At 67.4% G+C, this 8,350-nt stretch carries 7 protein-coding genes; all 7 read right to left on the reverse strand.

Going from position 1 to position 8,350, the window contains the following annotated elements; translation table 11 throughout:
- The coding region (locus GM668_RS29970; RefSeq protein WP_155442641.1) for an MFS transporter at positions 1-512 on the reverse strand (512 nt) is incomplete at its 3' end.
- A 12-nt stretch (positions 513-524) separates the two neighbouring features.
- Positions 525-1,928 carry an OprD family outer membrane porin gene (locus GM668_RS29975; RefSeq protein WP_155442642.1) on the reverse strand — a complete coding sequence of 468 codons (1,404 nt, stop codon included), beginning with the start codon at positions 1,926-1,928 and terminating at the stop codon, positions 525-527.
- 13 nt (positions 1,929-1,941) lie between these two features.
- A complete protein-coding gene (locus tag GM668_RS29980) occupies positions 1,942-2,742 on the reverse strand; it encodes a thioesterase II family protein (protein WP_170305923.1) in 801 nt (266 codons plus the stop codon).
- Positions 2,735-3,298: a gamma carbonic anhydrase family protein gene (locus GM668_RS29985; RefSeq protein ID WP_155442644.1), complete on the reverse strand. Its 564-nt coding sequence runs from the start codon at positions 3,296-3,298 to the stop codon at positions 2,735-2,737. The genes GM668_RS29980 and GM668_RS29985 overlap by 8 nt, the downstream gene beginning before the upstream one ends.
- A 19-nt stretch (positions 3,299-3,317) precedes the next feature.
- Positions 3,318-5,396, reverse strand: a complete 2,079-nt coding sequence (locus GM668_RS29990; protein WP_155442645.1) for an AMP-binding protein — start codon at positions 5,394-5,396, stop codon at positions 3,318-3,320.
- Positions 5,397-5,436: 40 nt separating this feature from the next.
- On the reverse strand, positions 5,437-6,633 hold the full coding sequence (locus tag GM668_RS29995) for a MupA/Atu3671 family FMN-dependent luciferase-like monooxygenase (protein WP_155442646.1): 1,197 nt from the start codon (positions 6,631-6,633) through the stop codon (positions 5,437-5,439).
- On the reverse strand, positions 6,630-8,350 hold a 1,721-nt coding region (locus GM668_RS30000; protein WP_155442647.1), incomplete at its 5' end, for an acyltransferase domain-containing protein. The genes GM668_RS30000 and GM668_RS29995, both read right to left, overlap by 4 nt.

The following is an 8,350-nucleotide window of genomic DNA, read 5'->3' on the forward strand; positions in this document are numbered from 1 at the left end:
CCGGCGCCCAGCGCCAGCAGCAGCGGCGCCCTCAGGCCAAAGGCCGGCGTCAGCAATCCGGCCGCGCCCGGCGCCAAGGTCTGGCTGCAGCCTTCCGCCAATTGCAGCAGGCCAGCGCTGCGTCCCAGCCGCCCGGGCGGCGTCAGTTGCCGCGCCAGCGCCTGAAATGCCGGCAGGTGCAGCGCCAGGCAGCACGATTGCACACACATGCCGCCATAAATCCATATCGGACTTAAGCGCCCGGCCTCCAGCAGCGACAGCATGGCAGCCGCCACCGATGCCGACAGCAAGGTGCTGGCCAGCAGCACGTTCCGGCGCGGATAGCGGTCGGCCAGCACGCCCGCCAGCGGCGCCAGCAGCAGGCCAGGCAACGCTGTGAAAAAAAATGCCAGCGCATAGCGCGACACGGAACCGCTGGACTGGTATATCCACCAGTTCAGCGCGCAAGTGCTGGTCGCCGTCGCCAGCGCCGACAGCAATTGTCCGGTCAATACCGTGTAAAAAGTGCGCATGGCGGGACCGGGTCAATAGCCCTTCCATGGCATGTCGAACGCGAATTTATATTCACGGATACCGCTGTCGTAGTAGTAGCGCGAGGCGCGGTGCGCCACCGCGTAGAACGAAATTTTGCTTCCTTTTAATGCGCCGTCCTGCAGCACATACGTCGGATAGATGCCGAATTCGCGGTGTCCGCCCTGGATCGGACGGCCGTTTTTCCAATACAGCTCATACAGCGGATGGCCAGGGTCGCTGTAGCGGGCCGCATTGTCGGCGCCGTTGGCGCCCCGCCCGCTGATGGCCCAGAACATCACGCGCAAACCCGGCACACCGAGCTTGCCGGCATCGACCGCGCCGCGCAGCTGCAGCGAGCGCTCATGCGGCGCGCCGTAATCGACCAGCATGGCGTTGGCCAGCGCATTGCCCCAGGTATCGCCGGTGAAGTCATGGAAGTGGTCGCCCGATACCTGCTGGAACGCGGCCATGCCGGTAAAGGCGCCGTGCGTACCGGTCAGCCCGATGCTATAGGCTTGGTTGTCGATGTCCCCCTGCAGCCGCCTGCCCTGTCCCTGCGTCACATACAGATTCAGGTTGGCGCCCCATTTGACGCCTGCCGCTTCGCCCAGCCGCGTGGACCAGGCCAGGTACGCCTGGTCCCACAGGTCGCGTGCACGGCTCGCATACAGCGTGGCGTTGGCGCCTTCCGCATAATCCCAGCTGCCGCCCACATAGCTCTGGCGGGACATCGGCATGCCGCCAAAATTGCTGCTCAGTGGGCCCAGGTGGGAGCGGCCGCGCCCGACCATGCGGTCGAAGCTGCCCGCATCCAGCGTGACGCCCGGCGCCAGCGTGGACACCAGCGTCAGGCCGCGGTAGGTGGGCGGCAAGCCGCGGTTATCCTTGCTTTCCATGACAGGGTTGCTGGTCTGCTGCAGCCCGTATTTCAGCACCGTGCCGTCGCCGATTTTCGCTTTCACCGCATACTTGCCGAAGTAAGCCCAGGCGCGGTCGCGCGGCTCGCCGGTATGCGCCAGATTGCCGGGATTGGCGCTGCTGTCGACACGCACGGCCATGAATGGCGAAACATCGACGCCCAGCCCGACCATGCCCGGGGTATAGCCGGATTCAAAGTTGACTTGCAAATTCTCCGTCCACGCATGGCGCGTAAATGCGCCGTTGACCGCCTGTTTGTCGATAAAGGTGCGCAGCATGAAATTGAGGTGGCTTCCCTGCAACAGCGGATTGCCTGGTGATGGCGCCGGTTCGTCGCGGATGCGCGCACTGCCGCTGTCGGCGGCGTGGCCCCCGGCAACGGCGGCGGCGTCGGCCAGCAGCAGCGGCGTAGCGTCGGATGCCGTATCGGCGGCGGTTGCGGCGGCGCCGCCCGTGGCCAGCAATACGGCAAGGAGAGATGCGGACTTCGTCTTCATTGTGCTTCTTTCTTCAGGAATAATAATTGTCTGCAAGCTGCGTGATGCCGGCCAGGGCGCGCAACAGCGCTGCGCGCACTTCGGCCAGCATGGCAGCGGGTTGGTTTTGCGGAAAAAAATGGCCGCCCTCCAAGGTGGCGCCGTGGAATGCCGCGCTGGTGCAATCGCGCCAGCGCGCCACCCGCTCGGGCGGCGCCAGCCAGTCGCCGGAACCCGCCAGCGCGGTCAGCGGCACGTCGATCCGCACTGGCGCCGCCGCATTGGCCACGGCAAAACAGTCGTCCAGCAATTGCATGTCGGCCCATGCCGTGGGTAGCCACAGCGCCATCAATTCGTCATTGGCCAGCACGGCGGCCGGCATGCCATCGAGCGCGCGCAGCCAGGCCAGCAGCGCATCGGGCGTGTCCAGCGGTGGACGGCTGCGCGTCGCATGGGGCGGCACCTGGCCCGATACCAGCAGTGCGCGCACCGGCACGCCGTCGCGGCGCAAGCGCTGCGTGAGCGCGTGCGCCAGCGACGCCCCCATGCTGTGGCCATACAGCACCAGCGGCCGTGGCGGCAACGCGGCCAGTGCGGCCGCCACCTGCTCCACCAGCGCCGCGCTGCCGGTCATGCAAGGTTCGCCCACGCGGTCTTCCCGGCCCGGCAACTGCACGGCCACCACGTGGGCCAGTCCCGCCAGCGGCCGCGCCCACGACGCGAACTGGAACGCGCCCGCTCCCGCATGCGGCAGGCACACCAGGTTGGCGCCGGCATGGGCGCTGGACGGGCCAAAATGGCGCAGCCAGCGCGCCGCGTGCGCGCCGTCAGCCATGGCGCGGCGCCGCTGGCAGCGGCTCCGGTTCACAGCGCTGGAATACGCCGTCCTGCAGGCATTCGCGCGCCATGTCCGCATACGCACGGGTGCCTGACAGCAGGCCGCTGCGGTCTTCCGGGGACAGCTCCAGCACCACCCGCGCCGGGTTGCCGCTGATGAGCGAGCCATCAGGAAAATGCTGGTTGCTGCCCAGCACGCTGCCGGCCGCGACCAGGCTGTTACGCCCCACCACCACGCCATTCATGATCACGGCATTGATGCCGACCACGGTGCCGTCGCCCACCGTACAGCCATGCAGCACGGCGTTATGGCCTATGCTGACGTCGGCGCCGAGGATCAGCGGGAAACCCGGGTCCGTGTGCAGCACGCAGCCATCCTGCACGTTGGTGGCCGCGCCTACGCGGATGCGTTCCTTGTCGCCGCGCAGCACGGCATTGCTCCAGATGCTGACGCCAGCGGCCAGCACCACATCGCCGATCACCTGCGCGCCAGGCGCAAGGAAGACATCGGCAGCCAGCTGCGGCCGGATGCCGCAATAGCGATACGTCGTCATGTCTCAGCTCTCCCTGGCATTACGCCGCATCCAATGCGCCCAGCAATTCGCGCAATTGCTGTTCAGGCATGGTCGCCACCAGTTGCTGCAGGCGCGCATCGATGCCTGCCGCCAGCGCCTGCAACGTCGGTTGCGCAAACACTTCACTGATGTCGGGTGCGAAGCCGAAGCGGCCTTCGATGGCGGCCGCCAGCTGGGCCAGTTCGATGCTGTTCATGCCCATTTCCAGCAACGACGCCGTCATGCCGATTCCGTCCCGCTTCATTAGCGCGCAGCACGCGCTGTGCAGCCACCGTTCAACCGGCGTGGCGGGAGCCACCATTTCCGGCGCCGCCAGCTGTGCGCCATCCTGCGCCGGCCAGGCCAGCACGGTTTCCAGTGCGCCGCGCAGATACTGTTCGCGGCAGGCCGCGCGCTGCAATTTGCCGCTGGTGGTCTTGCCGATTGCACGCGGCGGCGCCAGCACCAGGCGCGCCACCGGCACACCGTGGACCGCGCCGACCGCCGCCGCTGCATCCGCCAGCACCGCCAGCCCCTCCTCCGCGCCAATGTCGGTGCGGCGCACCGCCAGCACCACCACCAGCTGCTCCGCGCCATCGCGTTCGATGCCGAAGGCCGCGCATGCGGCTGGTTTCAGCGCCGCCGTGCGCTCCAGTACCGTCGCTTCCAGGTCTTGCGGGTAATAGTTGCGGCCATTCAGGATGATCAATTCCTTGCGGCGGCCGCTGACGAACAGCTCGCCATCGGCAATGAAACCCAGGTCGCCGGTGCGCAGATAATTGCCGTCAAACCCGGCGACTTGGGCCTGGAAGATGGCGCGCGTGGCTTCCTCGTTTTCCCAATATCCCTGCGCGACGCTGGCGGTACACACGAGGATTTCGCCGACCTGGCCGTCGGCACAGGGCGCCAGCGTATCGGGATCGGCCACGACGACTTCGCCCGGCGCACCGACGTAGCCGCTGGACACCGCACGGTACGGGTCCGCACCTTCGGCCGCAGGTTGCGCCACGCCGCCGCGCAGTGCATCGGCATCGAACGCGCGGCTGATTTGCGCCACGTCGCCAAAGCGGCCGGTGACGAACAGCGTGGCTTCCGCCAGCCCGTAGCACGGCAGGAATGCGCCGCCGTTGAAACCGCGCGGCGCAAACCGGTCGGTAAAGCGCTGCAGGGTTTGCGCGCGGATCGGTTCCGCACCGCAGAATGCCGTGCGCCACTGTCCAAGCTGCAGGCGCTCGACCCGTTCTTCGGACGGGTCGCGGGCGCATAACTCATAAGCAAAATTCGGCGCGCCGCTCAGGTTGGCCTCGCACGCGCTGATGGTTTCCAGCCACGACAGCGGGTCGCGCGCAAAATGCGCCGGTGAGATAAAGGTGGATTCGAAAGCGGAATACAGCGGCTGCAGCAAGCCGCCGATCAAGCCCATGTCGTGGTAATGCGGCAGCCAGAATACGCCGCGCGACGACGCATCGATGCGAAACGCAGCGGCAATGCGGCGTTCATTGTCAACCAGGTTGCCGTGCGAAACCATGACGCCTTTGGGGCGGCCGGTGGAACCGGACGTATATTGCAGAAACGCGATCTGGCTGGGGTCCGGGTCGGCGATGGCTTCCAGCGGCGCTGCCGCGCAGGCGGTTTCCAGCGCCGCCAGGCGCACGGTGGCGGCCAGTTCCGGCTGCGACATCAACGGCATTTTCAATTGCTGCACCAGCTCGTCCGGCGCCAGCAGCACGGCCGCACCGCTGTCGCGCAGCACATTGACCAGCAGCGGCAGCGACTTTTGCAGGCGCTGCTGGTCGAACGCATACACTGGCACGGCAATCATGCCGGCATACAGGCAGCCGATGAAGGCGGAAATGAATTCCGCTCCGTTCGGGAACAGCAGCATGACGCGGTCGCCGCGGCGCGCGTGCGACAGCAGGTGCGAGGCAATGCGGCGCGCCTGGGCGTCCAGGTCTTCATAGCGCCATGCATGGCTGGTTTCGCATTGCGCATTCAGGAAGCGCAGCACCGGCTTCGATGCGTGCCTGGCAGCTTGCGCTTGCAGTACGCGGTTAAAGTTGCGCAGCTCTACGTGCGTGTCGGAAGAAATCGGAATCATTGTGCGTTCTCTTTCAGGTCAAATAGTGTGAAGTGCCGCGTCACGCCGCCAGGCGGGTACGCATGGCGGCAAGGCGCTGCAAGCCCTGCATGACGGTGGCGTGGCCCAGGCCGAAGTCGGCCAGGCAGGCGACTTCCGTGACGCCCGCCTCCGCCACCCGGCGCAGCATGGCGGTACAGCGTTCCTCGCTGCCCAGCAGCGAACAGCTTTCGTAATAGCGTTCGAACACGAAGTCGACAAATGCCTGGGGATCGGCCCGCACCAGGGCGCGTACGTCCTGGTGGCGCTGGTCGGCGCTGTTCAAATGGTCTTGCTGGGCCAGGAAGCCGGCCAGGTAGGCGCTCAGCGCCGGCTTCACCATGGCCTTGACGTCCTCGCCATCCGCGCCGACGTAGGTGTGCAGCATCAGCGACACCACGCCGCCTTTCGGGTCCAGGCCCGCTTCGGCGCGCGCCGCGCGGTAAATCGCAATGCGTTCCACCAGTCCTTCCAGGCTGTGGTTGATCAGTGCCGTCAGCACATTGACGCCACGGCGGCCGGCATAGGCCCACGCGTCGGCATTGTGGGAAATCGTCAGCCACACGGGCAGCGCAGGCTGCACCGGCCGCGGGAACGTGCGGACTTCAACAGCCTTGCCGGACGGGTCGTTGCGCACGATCCGCTCGCCGCGCCACAGCGCCTGCACCTGGTCGAGATGGCTGCTGCTCAATTGGCGGCGCATTTCATAATTCTGCGGCTGCAGGATGAAGTCGCCCGCATGCCAGCCCGGCGCGATGGCGACGTCGACACGGCCATTGGACAAGTTGTCCACCACGGCCCACTCTTCCGCCACGCGCAGCGGGTCATGCAGCGGCAAGTTGATGGAGCCGGCCCGCACCCGCAGCCGCGACGTGACGGCGGCAATGGCGGCGCCCAGCACCGCCGGATTCGGATAAGGGCCGCCGACGTCCTGGAAATGCCGCTCGGGCGTCCATACGGCCTTGAATCCTGCCTGGTCTGCCAGGCGCACCGCGTCCAGCAACAGTTGATACGTACCGCCCGCCGCGCCCTCTGCGCTGGAAAAAAATATCAGGCTCAGCTCGGGCATGGCGCCGGCCGCGGCGGCCGGCTGCACCGTCTGTTGCACTGCCTGTTCAGGTGCGGGCTGCGCAGCCTGCGCCGGCGCCATGCCGTGCAAGCCCAGCAAACGCAGGCGTTCCTGCAGGATCGATTGTTGTTGCGGGGTGAAATGCGTCATGCGACGGGTCCTTGTGCGATGAGCTGTTCGGCCACCAGCGCCGCGATGGCGCGTACCGAGTTGGATTGATAAAGGCCGCGCAGCGGGATATCGACCTGGAACATGCCGCGCAGGCGCGCCACCAGTTGCACCGCCACCAGCGAATTGCCGCCCAGCGCAAAGAACGACGCGTCGGGATCCACCGTGGCCACGCCGAGGAATTCGCTGTACAGCGCCGCTACGACGGCCTCGATCGGATTGGCCTCTGCCGCGGGCGCGTCCGCCTGTGGCAGGCTGGCTGGCGCCGTTGCCGCATCGGACGCCACTGGCGCAGTGCACGCGGCCGCTGCGCCTTGCGTTGCCGTCGCCTGCGGCGGCGCCGGGTCGATCCAGTATGGACGGCGCTGGAACGGGTAAGCGGGCAACACTGTGCGTTGCGGGCGTTCGCCTTCGTCAAACAGGCGCCAGTCGATGGCATTGCCCACGCTCCAGGCCCGTGCACAGGCCAGCAGCAGGCCGCTATATTCGCGCGTTTGCGCATCGTCGCCATCGCCGCCGGCCGCGCCGTCCAGCACGGCGCACACTTGCATCGGCGCCGGGATATGGTTGGCGCGCAGCAGGCCGGACAGCGTCTGGCCGGGCCCCGCTTCGATCAGCACGGCGCGTCCTCCTCCCACTTCCGCCAGGGCGCGCGCGCAATCGGCAAAACGCACCGGCTGGCGGATTTGCGCCGCCCAGTAGGCTGGCGACGTGGCCTGTTCGGCGCTGAGCCAGGCGCCGCTGACGTTCGACAACACCGGTATTTCCGGGGCGCGCAAGGTGCAGGCTGCGAGCGCCTGTTCGAATGCCGCCAGTACCGGTTCCATTGCCGCGCTGTGGAAGGCATGCGAAGTTTCCAGCCTCGCATGCGGGTAGCCATCGGCTTTCAGGCGTGCGGCCAGCGCGCCAATGGCGTCTTCAGGGCCGGCCAGCACGGTCTGGCGCGGCGAATTGATCGCCGCGATCTCGACGCCCTGCGCCACGTCTTGTGCAAGGAAAGCGGCCACGCGATCGCTGGCGGCCTGCACCGCCAGCATGGCGCCCGGCGCCGCCGACTGCATCAGGCGGCCGCGCAGCACCACGATGCGCGCGGCGTCGGCCAGCGTAAAGACTCCGGCCACCGCGGCCGCCGTCACCTCGCCCAGGCTATGGCCCAGCAGCGCGGCCGGGCGGATGCCCGCAGCCATCAGGGTGCGCGCCAGCGCATATTCGACCGCGAACAAGGCCGGCTGCGCAAACGCCGTTTGCTTCAGGCGCTGCGCGTGGTAAGGCTGGTCGCTCCACAACAGGGTTTTCAGACTGGTGTCGAGTTCCGCCGACACCAGCGCCTCGACTTCATCGAACGCATGGCGGAACGGCGTGCACGCGCGGTACAGCTGCGCTGCCATGCCGATGCGCTGGCTGCCCTGGCCAGGGAAAAGCAAGACCGTGGCGGTTTGCTGTGCACGGCCGGATACGGCGCGCGCATCCGGCGCGCGCAGCAATGCCGCAGCTTGCGCCGCGTCGGCCGCCACCACCGCATAGCGTTCGCCATGCTGGCGCCGTCCCACCTGCGTGGTATAGGCGGCGTCCGCGAACCACGCCTCGCCGTGTTGCCCTGCATGGTGGCGATCCAGGTGCTGCGCCAGTTGCTCCCTGCCAGCCGCCAGCGCGTCGCCGTTGCGCGCGGACAGCAGCAGCACGCGCGGGCGCGCCGCCA

It is taken from the genome of Pseudoduganella ginsengisoli (assembly GCF_009720865.1).
In the GTDB taxonomy this organism is placed as follows: domain Bacteria; phylum Pseudomonadota; class Gammaproteobacteria; order Burkholderiales; family Burkholderiaceae_D; genus Rugamonas; species Rugamonas ginsengisoli.

Bases quoted from the DNA above. Each gene is read 5' to 3' on its own strand.
- GM668_RS29975 (WP_155442642.1), bottom strand. From the start codon at position 1,928: ATGAAGACGAAGTCCGCATCTCTCCTTGCCGTATTGCTGGCCACGGGC.
- GM668_RS29985 (WP_155442644.1), bottom strand. From the start codon at position 3,298: ATGACGACGTATCGCTATTGCGGCATCCGGCCGCAGCTGGCTGCCGAT.
- GM668_RS29980 (WP_170305923.1), bottom strand. From the start codon at position 2,742: ATGGCTGACGGCGCGCACGCGGCGCGCTGGCTGCGCCATTTTGGCCCG.
- GM668_RS29995 (WP_155442646.1), bottom strand. From the start codon at position 6,633: ATGACGCATTTCACCCCGCAACAACAATCGATCCTGCAGGAACGCCTG.
- GM668_RS29990 (WP_155442645.1), bottom strand. From the start codon at position 5,396: ATGATTCCGATTTCTTCCGACACGCACGTAGAGCTGCGCAACTTTAAC.